The organism is Trinickia soli (assembly GCF_002879855.1).
GTDB classification, from domain to species: Bacteria; Pseudomonadota; Gammaproteobacteria; order Burkholderiales; family Burkholderiaceae; genus Trinickia; species Trinickia soli.
Genome location: NZ_PNYB01000004.1, coordinates 97,104 through 113,203, shown reverse-complemented (window position 1 = coordinate 113,203; position 16,100 = coordinate 97,104). Strand labels below are relative to the sequence as shown.

General features: G+C 65.4%; 17 protein-coding genes. 7 read left to right on the top strand and 10 right to left on the bottom strand.

The window, feature by feature from the left end:
- Positions 1-28: 28 nt before the first annotated feature.
- From moaC to C0Z19_RS06340, 10 genes are all read right to left on the bottom strand, one after another.
- Entirely contained in the window at positions 29-517 is a 489-nt protein-coding gene (gene moaC / locus C0Z19_RS06385; RefSeq protein WP_102608960.1) for a cyclic pyranopterin monophosphate synthase MoaC, read from the bottom strand.
- Between the two features lie 130 nt (positions 518-647).
- Entirely contained in the window at positions 648-1,544 is an 897-nt protein-coding gene (locus tag C0Z19_RS06380) for an amidohydrolase family protein (RefSeq protein ID WP_175084036.1), read from the bottom strand.
- Positions 1,545-1,672: 128 nt separating this feature from the next.
- The gene (locus C0Z19_RS06375; protein ID WP_102608958.1) at positions 1,673-2,989 is read right to left on the bottom strand and encodes an MFS transporter; all 1,317 of its coding nucleotides are present in this window, start codon (positions 2,987-2,989) and stop codon (positions 1,673-1,675) included.
- Between the two features lie 71 nt (positions 2,990-3,060).
- Entirely contained in the window at positions 3,061-3,783 is a 723-nt protein-coding gene (locus C0Z19_RS06370) for a GntR family transcriptional regulator (protein ID WP_102608957.1), read from the bottom strand.
- A 171-nt stretch (positions 3,784-3,954) separates the two neighbouring features.
- Positions 3,955-4,539, bottom strand: coding sequence for a DUF2946 family protein (locus C0Z19_RS06365; RefSeq protein ID WP_102608956.1), 585 nt, complete (start codon positions 4,537-4,539; stop codon positions 3,955-3,957).
- On the bottom strand, positions 4,532-5,578 hold the full coding sequence (locus C0Z19_RS06360) for a YheT family hydrolase (protein WP_102608955.1): 1,047 nt from the start codon (positions 5,576-5,578) through the stop codon (positions 4,532-4,534). The genes C0Z19_RS06365 and C0Z19_RS06360 overlap by 8 nt, the downstream gene beginning before the upstream one ends.
- 55 nt (positions 5,579-5,633) lie before the next feature.
- Complete coding sequence (locus C0Z19_RS06355) at positions 5,634-6,086, bottom strand: nuclear transport factor 2 family protein (protein ID WP_102608954.1); 453 nt, start codon at positions 6,084-6,086, stop codon at positions 5,634-5,636.
- A 118-nt stretch (positions 6,087-6,204) separates the two neighbouring features.
- Positions 6,205-7,239, bottom strand: a complete 1,035-nt coding sequence (gene waaF / locus C0Z19_RS06350) for a lipopolysaccharide heptosyltransferase II (RefSeq protein ID WP_102608953.1) — start codon at positions 7,237-7,239, stop codon at positions 6,205-6,207.
- Between the two features lie 193 nt (positions 7,240-7,432).
- Entirely contained in the window at positions 7,433-7,627 is a 195-nt protein-coding gene (locus C0Z19_RS06345; protein ID WP_102608952.1) for a zinc-finger domain-containing protein, read from the bottom strand.
- 56 nt (positions 7,628-7,683) lie between these two features.
- Positions 7,684-8,607, bottom strand: coding sequence for a branched-chain amino acid transaminase (locus C0Z19_RS06340; protein ID WP_102608951.1), 924 nt, complete (start codon positions 8,605-8,607; stop codon positions 7,684-7,686).
- Positions 8,608-8,787: 180 nt separating this feature from the next.
- On the opposite strand from C0Z19_RS06340, the gene C0Z19_RS06335 reads away from it, so the two are divergent.
- The 7 genes from C0Z19_RS06335 (at position 8,788) to purE (ending at position 16,000) form a co-directional block, all read left to right on the top strand.
- Complete coding sequence (locus tag C0Z19_RS06335) at positions 8,788-9,558, top strand: AzlC family ABC transporter permease (protein WP_102609131.1); 771 nt, start codon at positions 8,788-8,790, stop codon at positions 9,556-9,558.
- 3 nt (positions 9,559-9,561) lie between these two features.
- Complete coding sequence (locus tag C0Z19_RS06330; RefSeq protein ID WP_102608950.1) at positions 9,562-9,885, top strand: AzlD domain-containing protein; 324 nt, start codon at positions 9,562-9,564, stop codon at positions 9,883-9,885.
- Positions 9,886-10,122: 237 nt separating this feature from the next.
- Positions 10,123-11,322 (top strand): phosphoglycerate kinase, encoded by a 1,200-nt coding sequence (locus tag C0Z19_RS06325; protein ID WP_102608949.1) that lies wholly within the window; start codon positions 10,123-10,125, stop codon positions 11,320-11,322.
- 356 nt (positions 11,323-11,678) lie between these two features.
- Positions 11,679-13,115, top strand: coding sequence for a pyruvate kinase (gene pyk, locus C0Z19_RS06320; RefSeq protein WP_102609130.1), 1,437 nt, complete (start codon positions 11,679-11,681; stop codon positions 13,113-13,115).
- A gap of 154 nt (positions 13,116-13,269) precedes the next feature.
- Complete coding sequence (gene fba / locus C0Z19_RS06315; RefSeq protein WP_102609129.1) at positions 13,270-14,334, top strand: class II fructose-bisphosphate aldolase; 1,065 nt, start codon at positions 13,270-13,272, stop codon at positions 14,332-14,334.
- A gap of 223 nt (positions 14,335-14,557) precedes the next feature.
- Positions 14,558-15,448: a phosphoribosylaminoimidazolesuccinocarboxamide synthase gene (locus C0Z19_RS06310; RefSeq protein WP_102608948.1), complete on the top strand. Its 891-nt coding sequence runs from the start codon at positions 14,558-14,560 to the stop codon at positions 15,446-15,448.
- 30 nt (positions 15,449-15,478) lie between these two features.
- Positions 15,479-16,000 carry a 5-(carboxyamino)imidazole ribonucleotide mutase gene (gene purE, locus C0Z19_RS06305; protein ID WP_102608947.1) on the top strand — a complete coding sequence of 174 codons (522 nt, stop codon included), beginning with the start codon at positions 15,479-15,481 and terminating at the stop codon, positions 15,998-16,000.
- Positions 16,001-16,100: the final 100 nt, after the last annotated feature.

Sequence of the window (16,100 nt, the reverse complement as noted above, 5' to 3'; positions counted from 1 at the left end):
CTGGGGGCAGCGTCGAGCGAGCCCAGGCTCAACCGGTCGTCCCCGGCGCGTGCCAATCCCCCGACTTCCCACCGCGTTTCTCCTGCACGCCCACATCGGTGATGACCATCCCACGATCGACTGCCTTGCACATGTCGTAGACGGTCAGCAGTCCCACCTGCACGGCCGTCAGCGCTTCCATCTCGACGCCGGTGCGGCCGAGCGTTTCAACCTGCGCCGTGCAATGCACGCCCGGAAGCGTTTCGTCCAACTCGAATTCGATCGCGACGCGCGTCAGCGCGAGGGGGTGACAGAGCGGAATCAAATCGGCCGTGCGCTTCGCGCCTTGAATCGCGGCGATGCGCGCAACGCCCAAGACGTCGCCTTTTTTTGCATGACCGTCGCGGATCAGCGCAAGCGTTTCGGCCTTCATCCGAATCGAGCCGCGTGCAACGGCGATTCGCTTCGTTTCGTCCTTGCCGCCGACGTCGACCATATGCGCTTGGCCGGCCGCGTCGAAATGGGTCAATTCAGGCATCTCATCCTCCTTCGAATTGCGGCTATGTTAGCAGTCGCCTGCCGGCCGCCCGTCGCTGACCCGCGGCCATCGAAGGCCCGAACGCGCTATCGATCCGGCCCAAACGTCACACGAAGCCTCAAACGAAGCGTCAAACGAACCGAAAGAGCCGCGCAGGCGTGTCGACGAGCACGGCGCGTCGTTCGCGCTCGGTCGGCAGCTGCTTGAGCATCAGCGCATAGACGGCGTCGTAGCTTTCGACATGTTCAAACTGCGTGTGCGGCCAATCGCTGCCCCAGACCAGCCGATCGAGGCCGAAGGCGTCTTGCAAGAGCGGCATCGCAGCCAGCGCCGTCGCGCTGCCGTCCGCTCCCGTCTTGCGCGCGGCATTGCGGTAAGCGCCTGACACCTTGACCCACACGCGCCGCGTCGTGCCGAGCGTCAGCAGATAACGGAAGCCCGGATCGTCGACGCCAAGCGCCGGCTTCGGCCGGCCGAAATGATCCACGACGACGTTGATTCCGCCGCCTTTTCGCTCGACGAGCGGGCCGACCACTTGCGGCAGCCGCTGCGCCTCGCAATGGACTTCGACCTGCCAGCCGAGCGAGGCGATCTGATCGAGCGTCGCCTGCCAGGCGGCGCTCGAATAGTCCGGGTCGGGCAGGCTGAACAGATTGAGCCGGATGCCGACGACGCCCGCGCGCGCGAGCGCATCGAGCTGGCCCGGATCGGCTGCGACTGCGGCTGGGTCGATGACGGCAATGCCGCGCAGACGCGCAGGCGCCCGCGCGATCGATTGCACGAGATAGCGATTGTCGGTGCCGAGAAAGCTCGGCTGGATCAGCACGCCGTGCGATACGCCATGTGCGTCGAGCTGCGCGAGGTAGCGCGAAAGCGGCGCGTCGTAGGACGGCGCATAGCGTCGCCGCTGCGCGAGCGGCAGGTCGTGAGAAAACACATGCGCATGCGTGTCGATCGCGGTGATCTTGCCGGCGCTCTCGGGCTTGGGCGTAGCCGCGCAGGCGCCCAGCGCGGTCGTCGTCAACATGGCCAATAGTCCTTGGTTGAAAGTTCGGCGGGTGAGCTTACCGTTCGCCATTCGGTTGTCTCCGATCGTCAATCGTTATGAAGCGGGGCGCGAGAAGGCCCCACGCCCGGCGCGTGTTGCCCGTCAAGTCATCGGCGCGCGTGCGCGACCTGGGCCGGGCTGGGGTGTTCGTCGTCGGCCGGCAAGGTGTCGGCGAGCGCGCGTCCCCGTGTTTCAGGCAGCATCAGGACGGCCAACGCGACGATGGCGTAGGCGATGGCCGCATCGGTGCCGATCGCGAAGCCGAGCGTCGTCGTCTTGGCGAGATGGCCGACCATCACGGGGAAGGCCGCGGAGACGACGCGCCCGAAGTTGTAGCAAAAGCCGACGCCCGTGCCGCGCATGCCACGCGGGTACAGCTCGTTGAACAGCGCGCCCATGCTGGCCGGAATGCCGGCAGCAAAAAAACCGAGCGGAAAGCCGACGACGAGCATCGCGCCGTTCGTCAGCGGCGCGAACAGGTAGACCAGGACCGTGGCGACGCACGCAATCGAGAACAACAGGATCGTTCCGCGTCGGCCGATGCGATCAAGCAATTGGGCGCTGGCGACGCATCCGCAGAAGAACGCGAAGATGATGACGGCCAGGTAGCCGCCGGTCCCGAGGACCGACAGGTGTCGTTCGGTCTTCAGATACGTGGGCAACCACGTCATCAGCGCGTAATACCCGCCATGTGCGCCGACGCCGAGCAAGGCGCCGGTCAGCGTCATGCGCAGCACGCGCGGCGAGAAAATCGCGAAGAACGGAATGGCGGCGGCGTCACCGGAGCGGACGTTCGTTTTGCCGGAACTGCGCGTCGTCGAGTTGTCGGCCGGTACGATCGGCTCGGGCACGCCGCGTCGCACGTAGATGACGAGCAGCGCGGGCAGCAGCCCCAACGCGAACATGGCGCGCCATGCCATCGGACCCGGCAGCAGGGAGAACATGGCCGTGTACAGCAAGACGGCGGCGGCCCAGCCCACGGCCCAGGCGCTTTGCACCGTACCCATGGCCTTGCCGCGATGCTGCGCGCGAATCGACTCGGCCATCAGCACGGCCCCGGCGGCCCATTCGCCGCCGAAACCGAAGCCTTGGAGCGTCTTCAGCACGAGGAACTGGCTGAAGTTTTGCGAGAACGCGCAGGCAAAGGTGAAGACCGAGAAGAACGCGACGGTGAGTTGCAGCGTCCGCACGCGGCCGAAGCGGTCGGCGAGTGCGCCCGCAATCCAGCCGCCCAACGCGGATGCAACCAGCGTCGCGCCGCTGACCAAGCCCGCTTCGGTCTTGCTGATCGCCCATTCCGCGATCATCGCGGGAATGACGAGGCTGAACATCTGCACGTCGAGCGCGTCGAGCGCCCAGCCGCCGAAGCACGCCCAGAAGGTGCGGCGTTCGGTGGGGGAAATTTCCTTGAACCAGCTGAACATCTTTGTCTCCGATCGACGGCCCACGTCCGGCTCTACGGCGCGGGCCTATGTTGTAGGGTCGCCCGGCTCGATTACCGGATCTCGACCTGATAAAGAAACTCGCTCGCCGGCCCGCGCGAGCGTCGCCATTCGAGCGGGCGGCGGTCGTACCCGTAAGCGAGCCGTTCGATGACGACGACGGGCGTGCCGGGTTCGATCCGCAGCAACCGCCCATACATGACGTCCACCGTTTCGACGGTCAGCGTCTCGGTGGCCGATGCGACCACCTGATTGCATTGGGATTCATAGACGGGATAAAGCAGGTCGCCGATTTCATCGGCCGCCAGCGTGGCGAACGAGGCGAAGCGCTCGTAGGGCAGCCAGATTTCTTCAGCCAGAATCGGGTGCTCGTCGATCAGACGCAGCCGCGACATATGAATGACGCGCGCATCGGCGTCGATCTGCAGCGCAGCGCTGACGGCCGAAGGGGCCGCAACGACCTCGCGCATGAGAATCCGGCTGGTCGGGATGCGCCGTTCGCCGCGGCGATTCTGGAAGCGGAAGAAGCGGAACAGCGAGCCGTCGAAGCTGGCTCGGCGCACGAACGTCCCGCGTCCCTGAAACCGTTCGAGCATGCCTTCGGCAACGAGCTGATCGATGGCTTTGCGCACGGTGCCGACGGCGACCCCATGCGAGCGGGACAACTCTTGCTCAGTGGGGATGGCTTCACCGGGGCGCCATCGGTGTTGACCGATCTGCGCGGCGAGCTCGTCGCGCAGGCGTTGATAGCGGGGAAGGCGTTGGTCGGCCTGCATAGGTCATTTCCTCGGTGTGCGTAGGGTCAGCACATGTGGTCAACTAGTCATATATATGTTTGTATGAGTCGGCATCCGGCGCAATCGGGGTAGACCCTCGGACGGTTGCCGGGCTTAACAACGAAAGAGCGGGTGAATCCCGCGGGAGCGGCTAACCCGCGCGGCGCGGGGTCAGACCGAAGCGGGCGCGGCCGCAGCGGGGCTTGTGACGAAGCCGAAGCGCGTCGGCACTTGGGCGTGCTCTACAGGTTCGATCGGCAACGTTTCGCCGGCCCGCCAGTTAAACGTGCCCGCCGATCCATCGGCGTCGAGCGCGGCCAGCCGCGTGAAAAGTTCGAGGTCGTGATCGTGCAACAGTGCGACGCGGGCCGGCTGCGACGCGTCGACGAACAGCACGCCGCCTTCATCGTCGAGGAGCGCGCCGGCCGGATCGAACGGCGCGCCCGTCTGGTCCGTCAACGCGGGATCCCCGGCTACGGGCAGCGCGAGCCTGACGACCCACGGCGTGTAAGCCAACTCGACGAACACGCGCTGCGGCCCATTCTGAAAAAACCAGCGCCCTTGGTCATCGCACTCGTAGTTGCGTTCGATGAAGCCAATCAGCGCGGCATGGCGAATCGGCGTACCTGGCTCGCCGCGCGCCTGCGCGCCTTCATCGCGCATGCGCCACTGGCCGCGCCGGTCCAGCAATAGCCAGCCCTTGCAGTCGGGCACGTTGGGCCATTTGGCGAGTGCGGCCTTGACGATGTCATCCATTGCGCGCGTGCGGTTCGAGGAAGTTGAAGACGCGCCGCGGCAGCCAATCGATCCGGCCCGGAAAAGGGCCCGTCATAAAGCCTACGTGCCCGCCCGCCGCTGGTTGATCGAGTTCGATCGCGGGCGAGACCTCGGCCCGTGTCGGCAGTGCGGCGCTCGGTAGAAACGGGTCGTTGCGTGCGTTCAGCACGAGCGTGGGGACGACGACTTCGGGCAGCAGCGGGAGCGTGGTCGCACGTGTCCAATATTCTTCGGCATCGCTAAAGCCGTGCAGCGGCGCGGTGACGACGTTGTCGTACTCGTACATCGTGCGACAGGCCAGCATCGCATCGCGGTCGAACAGTCCCGGGTACTGATCGAGCTTCTGCAGCCCCTTGCGCTTGAGCGTCTTCAAAAAGCTCATGGTGTAGACGAGCGCGAACCCTTGCGAGAGCGCACGGCCCCCGGCATGGACGTCGAGCGGCGTCGAGATGGCCGCTGCCGCCGCGACGAACGACGCGTCACGGCCGCGCTCGCCGAGCCAGCGCAGCAGCACGTTCCCGCCGAGCGAGACGCCGGCGACGACGATCGGTCCGCGATGCGACGCATGTAGCCGCCGCAGCACCCAGTCGACTTCGGCGCTGTCGGCGAGGTGATAAAACCTCGGCGCGAGATTGATGGGTCCGCTGCAACTGCGAAAGTGCGGCACGACGCCGTGCCAACCGAGCGAGCGCGCCGACGCCATCAGCACGCGTGCGTAGTGCGAATCCGAACTGCCCTCGAGCCCATGGAACAACACGAACAGCGGCGCGTCGGGCGCAGGGGCCGCGGTGGCGGGATAGGCGAGCCAGTCGAGATCGATGAAGTCTTGGTCGGGCGTGTCCCAGCGCTCGCGCAGATAGTCGACGTCGGGACGGCGGGCGAACAGGGCGGGAACGATCGTCTGGGCGTGGCTGGTGGGCAACCATCGGGGTGGGTTGTAGAGCAACTCGACGAGCCTGTCGGAGGCCAACGCGGCCGCGGCCGGCGACGAAGCCGGTTTGTCATGTGTCGTGCCCATGACTATCCCCAAAGACAGGCCCGCCGCCGACGCACGAGCGCCGATACCGCGGGCCTTAATGCAATGCCCCTTGTCCGTGTCGAATCTTGGCGGCGAACTCGCTGGCCGTTTGTACCGGCATCGGGCTCGCGTGAATATGCGCGATTCGCCATTCGCCGCGCTCATGAACCATCACGTACGTTGCATAGACCATCCGCGGCGGCGCAAGCGGCTCCTCGAACCGATGTGCTTCCGCGACCGTGTAGACCACCGTGCCGAGACTGTCGTAGACGCGCACGTCGAGCGGCTCGATCGCCGTCGGCAGTGCGTGTGCATCGGACAGCGCAACGAGTCCCGCGCGGATCTGATCCACGCCGTGCCAGTGCGCCCCGCTGCCGTTGACGTAGCTCGCAAACTCTTCGTCGATCCAAAGGGCCATCAACGCATCCAGGCTGCCGTCGGCGACGGTTTGATAGAACGCGTTGAGTGTGTCGGCTGCAGCTTCGAATAAGCGGGCGAAACGTGGCATGGCTCTCTGGGCTCTGAGTTACGCGCGGAAAATCGCGCCGGGCTCGGTGCGGTCGGTCGGGCTCGGTCAGCGGCGTCCACGCTCAATGAACGCATAAAGGCGCGCGGCCTTCCGTGCGTCAGCGCTCGCCAACCAGCATGGCGCGCAAATCGGCGAACACCTGCTCCGGCGAGAGCTCGCGCAGGCAGCGCAAATGGCCGAGCGGACACTCGCGCGCAAAGCAGGGACTGCACTCGAGATGCAGCCATTGTACCTTCGCAAAGTCCGATAACGGCGGGGTGTGGCGCGGATCGCTCGATCCGTAGATGGCGACGAGCGGCCGGCGCAACGCCGCGGCGACATGCATGAGGCCCGAATCGTTGCTGACGACGGCCCCCGCGCGGGCAATCAGCGCGCAGGCTTCGCCCAGCGCCGTTTGCCCACACAGGTTGCGCACGTTCGGCGCTTGTTCGGCGATTGCCTGAGCAAGCGGCGCGTCCTTGTTGGACCCGAGCGCGACGATCTGCGTATAAGGGAACGATTGACCGACGATGCGTGCGAGCGCGGCGAAATGTTCGACGGGCCAGCGCTTGGCGCTGCCGTATTCGGCACCGGGGCAAAACACGAGCAGCGGAACGCGCGTGTCGAGGTGAAAGCGCGCCGAGACCCTCACCGATTCGTTTGGATCGGCTTCGAGGCGCGGCATCGGCAAACGCGCGGCGAGATCGTCCATGTCCGCACCGGGCGCATAGGCCAGGGCGGCGTAGTGCTGCGCCATCGGCCCGCGCTCGTCCTTTCCCGGGTTCGCGTGCCGCACGTTGAGCAGGCCGATGCGCCCTTCGCCCGTGTAGCCGATGCGCAGGCGGATGCCGGCGAGCCAGGGAATCAAGGCGGACTTCAGCGAATTGGGCAGCACGTAGGCGGCGTCGTAGCCGTTTTCGCGCAGGTCGCTGGCGAGTTGCCAACGCCTGAGTAGCTGCAGCTTGCCGTGAGCGAGATCGGTCGCGTGTACCGACCCGATTTCTGGCATACGTTCGAGCACGGGCGCGACCCAGGTCGGCGCGACGGCGTCGATGACGAGGCGGGGGTGAAGTTGCTTGAGCAGCGCAAACAGCGGCTGCGCCATCAATGCGTCACCGATCCAATTCGGTGCGATAACCAACGCGCGACGCATCAGTGTGTATGTCCGAGAGAAGGGCTGGCGCAGCGCGCGTGGCGCGCCGCATTCGGCGATAAGGTCGATCGGGCGTCGCCCCGTGGCATGGCGGCCGTCGGCTGACGTCGCTCATCACGCACCGACGCCGCACGGGCGAATCGCCACGGCGGGCGCGGCGTTCGCACCGGGCGGCGCGTCGGGGCGAGGCGAATCAGTGGTGCTTGACGATTTCGCCGTCGCGCAGCTTGTAGCGCGTGCCGCAATAGGGGCAGCGCGCTTCGCCATGCGTGACGTCGATGAATACGCGCGGATGCGCGCTCCAGCGCGGCATCGACGGATTCGGGCAGTAGGCGGGTAGATCCTTGGCCGACAGCTCGACCAGCGGCATTTCCTTCGTTTCACTCATGAGACGATTCTCGTTATAGGCGGTGTGGCGTGTGCGTTCGATTGGGTTCGGATCGTTCAGATCTTCGTGAGCCAGTGCGTGTACTTCGGATTCTTGCCCGCGATGACGTCGAAGAACGCCGACTGCAGCTTTTCGGTGATGGGCCCGCGCGAGCCCGTGCCGATCGTTCGGTTGTCGAGTTCGCGGATGGGCGTGACTTCGGCGGCCGTGCCCGTGAAGAAGGCTTCGTCGGCCGTGTAGACCTCATCGCGCGTGATGCGCTTTTCGATCACTTCGATGCCGGCGTCGTGCGCCAGCGTGATCACCGTGTCGCGCGTGATGCCGTCCAGGCACGAAGCCAGATCGGGCGTATAGAGCTTGCCGTTGTTGACGAGGAAGAAGTTCTCTCCCGAACCTTCGGAGACATAGCCGTCGACGTCGAGCAGCAGCGCTTCGTCATAGCCGTCCGCCGTGGCTTCCTGGTTCGCCAGGATCGAGTTCACGTACCAGCCCGACGCCTTGGCGCGTACCATCGATACGTTCACGTGATGGCGCGTGAACGACGACGTCTTCACGCGAATGCCCTTCGTGATGCCTTCCTCGCCAAGATAGGCGCCCCACGGCCAGGCGGCGATCGCCACGTGGATCGTGTTGCCGCGCGCCGAGACGCCGAGCTTTTCCGAGCCGACCCAGATGATGGGCCGCAGGTAGGCCGTGTCGAGCTTGTTCTCGCGCACGACTTCGCACTGCGCCGCGGCGAGCGTCTCGTGATCGAACGGCACGTTCATCTGGAAGATCTTCGCCGAGTTCAAGAGGCGCTTCGTGTGCTCTTTGAGGCGGAAAATTGCAGTGGCGCCGTCGACCGTCTTGTAAGCACGCACGCCTTCGAAGACGCCCATGCCGTAGTGCAGCGTATGCGTGAGAACGTGGATCTTGGCATCGCGCCAGTCGATCAGCTTGCCGTCCATCCAGATCTTGCCGTCACGATCGGCCATTGACATACGAATCTCCTAGGGTTGCGGCGGGCTTGCCCGTTGAGTTCGGCATTTTAGCGTCTTTTGCCACAGTGCCGATCACGGTTCTGGCTGCTTTGGGTCAATCGGCCTCTATAATCGGACACCTTCCTACTCAAACGATGAGCGACGGGCGCATGGATGGCGCGCCGGCGCCACGCGCCGCCCATGTTTGCTCGCCTCAGCCCCGCCGACCGCGCCGCCTTCAAGAGCGGTATGCGCGACTATTCGCCGACGCTGATGGCGATGTTCTCCTGGGGCCTCGTCACGGGCGTCGCGATGAGCAAGTCGGTCCTGACCGTGCCTCAGGCGCTCGGTATGTCGCTGCTCGTCTATGCGGGCTCGGCGCAGCTCGCGATCCTGCCGCTGCTCGCAGCCAAGCTACCGATCTGGACCGTCCTGCTGACGGCCGCCATGGTCAACACGCGGTTTGTCATCTTCAGCGCGGGGCTCGCGCCGCATTTCTCCTATCTGCCGTTTTGGCGACGCGCCATGCTCGGTTACTTCAACGGCGACGTGATTTACCTGCTGTTTCAGAAGAAGGCGTTCGCGAAAGGCTACGTGCCGGGCAAAGAGGCGTATTTCTGGGGGATGTCGGTCGTGAGCTGGGTGTTCTGGCAGGTGTCGTCGATCGCCGGCATCCTGCTCGCCAGCGCCATTCCCGACAATTGGGGGCTGGCGCTGGCCGGGACCCTCGCCCTCGTGCCGCTGATCGTCACCGCCGTCATGAACCGCTCGACGCTCGCGGCAGCCGCCGCAGCCGGCGTGGTCGCGCTGATCGCGATCGATCTGCCGTACCGGCTTGCGCTGCCGCTCGCCGTATTCGCCGCGATCGGGGCGGGCAGCATCGCCGATGTGGTGGCCGAGCGCGCCGACTTGCGCCGGATTCGCGCGGCGCGCCCCGTCGGCCGGCGCACCGACCTTGGCAAGGAGCCCTGAACGATGTCGGCCACGCACATCTGGCTCGCGATCGTCGGCATGATGCTCGTGACGGCCGCCACGCGCGCCTTCTTCCTGCTCGGCGGCGAGCGCGCCGTGCTGCCCGAGCGCGTGCAACGGGCGCTGCGCTATGCACCAGCCGCGGCGCTCGTCGCCGTGGTCCTGCCCGACGTGTTGCAAACGCCGCAAGGGCTGTCGTTCGCGCTCTCGAACCACGCGTTTTACGGCACCGTGGCCGGATTGGCCTGGTTTCTGTGGCGGCGCGGCATGCTCGGCACGATCGTCGTCGGCATGCTGGCCTATACGGCGTTGCGCTTTTGGGCGTAACAAGGACGCGTGCCGCGCACGGCAACGAGCGCCGCGCGATTCACGCAAATACGACATACGTTCCCCGAATACGCGACATTCGTCCGCGCATCGGCTTGGACCAGGGGCCGATCGGCTAAAATGGACGACTGCCGCCGTGCCGTGAGCCGGTTCGACCCCTGTTCGGCCCTCGTTCGACCCCGGTCCACCCGCTCTCCGCACGCGCCACCGTCCGCCAATCAACCTGCGTACATTCCCATGAGCCAAGTATTGCGTCTCTCCGATCTGATCGCAAAGGGCTTGCTATCCGGCAAGCGCGTCTTCATCCGCGCCGATCTCAACGTGCCGCAGGACGACCAGGGCAACATCACCGAGGACACGCGCGTGCGCGCCTCGGTGCCCGCCATCGAAGCGGCGCTGGCCGCCGGTGCGGCGGTCATGGTGACGTCCCACCTCGGGCGTCCGACCGAGGGCGAGTTCAAGCCTGAGGATTCGCTCGCGCCCGTGGCCAAGCGGCTCGCCGAGCTGCTGGGCCGGGACGTGCCGCTCGTCGCCAATTGGGTCGAGAACGGGGTCAACGTTGCGCCCGGGCAAGTCGTCCTGCTCGAAAACTGCCGCGTCAACAAGGGCGAGAAGAAGAACAGCGACGAGCTGGCGCAGAAGATGGCGCAGCTGTGCGACATCTACGTCAACGACGCTTTCGGCACGGCTCATCGCGCCGAAGCCACGACGCACGGGATTGCCAAATACGCGAAAGTCGCCTGCGCGGGCCCGCTGCTCGCAGCCGAACTCGACGCGCTCGGCAAGGCGCTCGGCAATCCGAAGCGCCCGCTCGTGGCGATCGTCGCCGGCTCGAAGGTTTCGACGAAGCTGACGATCCTGAAATCGCTTGCCGAAAAGGTCGATCAACTGATCGTCGGCGGCGGCATCGCCAATACGTTCATGCTGGCGGCCGGTCTGAACATCGGCAAATCGCTGGCCGAGCACGATCTCGTCAACGAAGCGAAGGCCATTATCGAAGGCGCCCGCGCACGCGGCGCTTCGGTGCCGATCCCGTCCGACGTCGTGGTCGCGAAGGAGTTCTCCGCCACGGCGGCCGCCGTCGTCAAGCCCGTCGCCGAGATCGAAGCCGACGACATGATCCTCGACATCGGCCCGCAAACGGCGAAAGCGCTTGCCTCGCAGCTATCGAGCGCCGGCACGATCGTCTGGAACGGCCCGGTCGGCGTGTTCGAATTCGATCAGTTCGGCAACGGCACGAAGACCCTCGCGCGAGCGATCGCCCAGTCGTCGGCATTCTCGATCGCCGGCGGCGGCGACACGTTGGCGGCCATCGCCAAATACGGCATCCACGACAAGGTGAGCTACATTTCGACCGGTGGCGGCGCGTTCCTCGAATTCCTGGAGGGCAAGAAGCTGCCCGCGGTCGAAGTGCTCGAATCGCGAGCCTCATCGTGAGCGCCCGCGCTCCGAAACCGACCAGGCAATCGGCGGGCCGCTCAGCCCAGGCGACCCGCCGTGTAACGAAGGCTGGCGCCGTCGACGCGCCGGCCGGCAACCCGACGCCGGCGCAGGCCGGCGCCGCGGCATTGCCGGTCGAGCCCGTCGCCGTGCCGCTGGCCGGCACAGCGGCACAGGTTCCGGTCGTTGCAGCTTCAGCCCCTGCAGCGTCCGAAGCCGTTTCAGATTCGACTTTAAAGAAAGCGACGCCGGCACGAACCGGCGCGCCACCCAGCACGAGCGCTTCGCCCCAGGCGCCCGACGCATCGTCTCGCAACGCGTTTACCAGTGACATCACTCAGACGAGGAGATACATGCATCGCGCCACCAAGATTGTCGCCACGATCGGACCGGCATCGAGTTCGCCCGAGATCCTTTTGCAGATGATGCAAGCGGGCCTCGACGTGGTACGCCTGAATTTTTCGCACGGCACGGCCGACGATCACCGCCAGCGCGCCGAGCACGTGCGCGAGGCGGCGCGTCAGACGGGGCGTGAGGTCGCCATCATGGCCGACTTGCAGGGCCCGAAGATCCGCGTCGGCCGGTTCGAGCAGGGCAAGACGATGCTGGAGCCCGGCCAGCCGTTCATCCTCGATGCGAACTGCGCGCTCGGCAACGACGAGCGCGTCGGGCTCGACTACCGCGACTTGCCGCGCGATCTGAGGCCCGGCGACGTGCTGCTGCTCAACGACGGCCTCATCGTGTTGACGGTGTCGCGCGTCATCGGTGAAGAAATTCATACGATCGTCAAAGTGGGCGGCGAGCTCTCGAACAACAAAGGCATCAACCGCCAGGGCGGCGGCCTGACGGCGCCTGCGCTGACGGCCAAGGACATGGAAGACATCCGCACGGCGATGTCGATCGGCGTCGATTACATTGCCGTGTCCTTTCCGAAAAACGCGACCGATATGGAAATGGCGCGCCAGCTCGCGAACATTGCCGGCGTGCCGTACGGCAACAAGCCGAAAATGATCGCGAAGATCGAGCGCGCGGAAGCGATCCCCGCGCTGCAGGGCATCCTGGACGCATCGGACGGCATCATGGTCGCCCGCGGCGATCTGGCCGTCGAAGTGGGCAACGCCGCCGTGCCCGCGCTGCAAAAGCGCATGATCCGCATGGCGCGCGAGTCGAACAAGCTCGTCATCACGGCCACGCAGATGATGGAGTCGATGATCCACGCGCCCGTGCCGACGCGCGCCGAAGTGTCGGACGTGGCCAATGCCGTGCTCGACGGCACCGACGCCGTGATGCTGTCGGCCGAAACGGCAGCGGGCAAGTATCCCGTGCAGACGATCGAGGCAATGGCCGCGATCTGTATCGAAGCGGAGAAATCGGAGCACGTCGAGCTCGACAAGGATTTCCTCGATCGAACCTTTACGCGCATCGACCAGTCGATCGCGATGGGTGCGTTGTTTACGGCCTACCACCTCGGTGCGAAGGCGATCGTGGCGCTGACCGAATCGGGCGCCACGGCGCTCTGGCTCTCGCGTCATTGGTCGCACGTGCCGATCTTCGCGTTGACTTCGCGCGTGGCGAGCGAGCGCGGCATGGCGCTGTACCGCAACGTCACGCCGCTGGCGGTCGAGCCCAACAGCGATCGCGATCAGGCGTTGAAGCAGGCCGTCGAAGTCGTCGTGAAGAAGGGCTTCGCTTCGCGCGGCGACATGATCGTGCTGACGGTCGGCGAGCCGATGGGCCAGGCGGGCGGCACCAACACGCTGAAGATCGTGCGCGTGGGGGATCCGTACTGATCGGGTCCGCTGCCCATGGAGCGGGGCGCAGCGGCGCATGGCCGGCGCCCCGCGCCCCCGAATGACGGAGGGGTTCGCGCTTCGCGATAAAATCGCGAATTCGCACCAGAAAGTGCCGACCGAGCACCACAGATTTCAATCCAAGGAGTACAGCATGCCTCTCGTATCAATGCGTCAACTGCTGGACCACGCCGCCGAGCACGGCTATGGCCTGCCGGCGTTCAACGTAAATAACCTCGAGCAAGTGCAAGCGATCATGGCCGCGGCGGATCAGGTCGGCGCCCCCGTTATCATGCAAGCGTCGGCAGGCGCCCGCAAATACGCGGGCGAGGCATTCCTGCGCCACTTGATCGAAGCGGCGGTCGAGTCGTACCCGCATATTCCGGTCGTCATGCATCAGGACCACGGGCAATCGCCGGCCGTCTGCATGGCTGCAATTCGCAGCGGCTTCACGAGCGTCATGATGGACGGCTCGCTCGAGGCCGACGGCAAGTCGGTTGCATCGTACGAATACAATGTCGACGTCTCGCGCAAGGTCGTCGAGATGGCGCACTCGATCGGTGTCACGGTCGAGGCGGAGCTTGGCGTGCTCGGCTCGCTCGAGACGATGAAGGGCGATAAGGAAGACGGCCACGGCGCGGAAGGGACGATGACGCGCGAGCAGTTGCTGACCGATGTCGAGCAGGCCGCCGATTTCGTGAAGAAGACGCAATGCGACGCGCTGGCCATTGCCATCGGCACCTCGCACGGCGCCTACAAGTTCACGAAGAAGCCGACGGGCGACATCCTCGCCATCGACCGCATCAAGGAAATCCACGCCCGCATCCCGAACACGCACCTCGTCATGCACGGTTCGTCGTCGGTGCCGCAGGATCTGCTGGCCGAGATTCGCGAGTTCGGCGGCGACATGAAGGAAACGTACGGCGTGCCGGTCGAGGAAATTCAGGAAGGGATCAAGCATGGCGTGCGCAAGGTGAACATCGACACCGATTTGCGTCTGGCGATCACCGGTGCGATCCGCCGCTATCTGTTCGAGAACCCGGCCAAGTTCGATCCGCGCGATTACCTGAAGCCGGCGCGCGAAGCCGCCAGGAAGATCTGCGTCGATCGCTATGTTGCGTTTGGCTGCGAAGGGCAGGCGGGCAAGATCAAGCCGATCTCGCTCGACAAGATGGCGGAGAAGTACAAGGCGGGCGAACTGGCGCAAGTGGTGCGCTGATCCGCCTGTCGCGATGCGCCGCGCGTGATGTGCGGCGAGCGTGAATCGATCGCCGTTCCGATCAATCGATGGGAACGGCGTTTGCCTTTTGTTGTTTTGCAGCGTTTGGTGTTGTGTGGTTTCCGGTGTGGGTGGGTTGCCCGTTCGGCCGCCCACCGCATGGCGTTCCGTTCGAACGCCTTTCGTTTCATTCGTTCATCACTTTGACTGACGGCTCACGACGATGTCTACCCTCTACGAATCTTCGCTCCGCTCGCTGCCGCTGCTCGGCCGCGGCAAGGTCCGCGACAACTACGCGGTCGGCAACGACAAGTTGCTGATCGTCACGACCGATCGTTTGTCGGCGTTCGACGTCATCATGGGTGAGCCGATTCCGCGCAAAGGCGAAGTGCTGAACCAGATGGCCAATTTTTGGTTCGAGCGCCTGCAGCACATCGTGCCGAACCACATGACCGGAATTGCGCCGGAAACGGTCGTCGCCGCCGACGAAGTCGAGCAGGTGAAGGGGCGCGCCGTCGTCGTCAAGCGCCTCGAGCCGATCCTCGTCGAGGCCGTCGTGCGCGGCTACCTTGCCGGCAGCGGCTGGAAAGATTACCAGGCGACGGGCGCCGTCTGCGGCGTCGCGCTGCCGCCGGGGCTCGCGAATGCGCAGAAGTTGCCCGAGCCGATTTTCACGCCGGCGGCGAAGGCCGAGATGGGCCATCACGACGAGAACATCACGTTCGAAGAGTGCGAGCGCCGCATCGGCACCGAACTGTCCGCGACGATCCGCGACATTTCGATCAGGCTTTACAAGGAAGCATCGGAGTATGCGGCCACGCGCGGCATCATCATCGCCGATACGAAGTTCGAATTCGGCCTCGACAGCCACGGTCAGCCGTTCCTCATGGACGAGGCGCTGACGGCCGATTCGTCGCGGTTCTGGCCGGCCGACCAGTACCAGGTCGGCACGAACCCGCCGTCGTTCGACAAGCAGTTCGTGCGCGATTGGCTCGAAGCCCAGGACTGGGGCAAGACGGCGCCCGCGCCGACGCTGCCTGCGGACGTCATTGCCAAGACGAGCGAGAAGTATCAGGAAGCGCTCGAACGATTGACGGGACAGAAGCTCGCGTAAGCGCGCCGGCTTGGAAAGGAAATCTGCACGATGAGCGAAGTAGTCCAATCCGCCCACACGCATAGCGCGCCGCTCGTCGGCGTGCTGATGGGCTCGAGTTCCGATTGGGACGTCATGAAGCACGCGGTGGCGATTCTGCAGGACTTCGGCGTACCGTACGAAGCCCGGGTCGTATCGGCGCACCGCATGCCCGACGAGATGTTCGATTACGCCGAGCACGCGCGCGAGCGCGGCCTGCGCGCGATCATCGCAGGCGCGGGCGGGGCGGCGCATCTGCCCGGCATGCTGGCAGCGAAGACCACCGTGCCGGTGCTGGGCGTGCCGGTGGCCAGCAAGTATCTGAAGGGCGTCGATTCGTTGCATTCGATCGTGCAGATGCCCAAGGGCGTGCCGGTGGCGACATTCGCAATCGGCGAGGCGGGTGCGGCGAATGCGGCGTTGTTCGCCGTGTCGCTGCTCGCCGGTACGTCGAGCGAGTATGCCGAGCGTCTTGCGGCGTTCCGCGTCAGGCAAAATCAGGCCGCCCACGCGATGGTGCTGCCGGCGCTGTGAGCGCGAGGGCCGCACGCGATGCGCGGCCCGTTTCAAGGTTCTGCGAGGTTTCTTTTTCGTGACCGCTGCTTTCCGTCCCGCTGCCGATCGTTGACCGCAC